The sequence below is a fragment of the Vibrio sp. S12_S33 genome (assembly GCF_963889785.1).
Lineage (GTDB): Bacteria > Pseudomonadota > Gammaproteobacteria > Enterobacterales > Vibrionaceae > Vibrio > Vibrio aestuarianus.
On record NZ_CAWPQZ010000394.1, the window covers coordinates 1 to 249 of the forward strand.

Below are 249 nucleotides of genomic sequence, written 5' to 3' on the forward strand. Positions count from 1 at the left end.
TGATGCTGTAGTTACCTTCCGCTGTCAAGCTTGGAATGGTGATGTCGGCGCTGCCATTGGCAAGATCCGCCGCCGTCACGGTGTAGGTTTGCTCCGTGGTGCTACCATCTGGGTTGGTGATGGTTAAGGTGATGGTATCGCCTTCTTCCACACCCGTTGGTAGGGTCACGTTGGTTTCAACGCCGTCACTGTTTTCGGCCACGCTCACGCTGCCGTCCGCAGCATCCGCGATGGTAAGTGTTGGCACCG

Annotated in this window: 1 protein-coding gene; it reads right to left on the bottom strand. The window is 57.4% G+C overall.

The window, feature by feature from the left end:
* Positions 1-249: hypothetical protein (locus tag AACW06_RS20575; RefSeq protein ID WP_202884141.1), on the bottom strand; the 249-nt coding region annotated here is incomplete at both ends.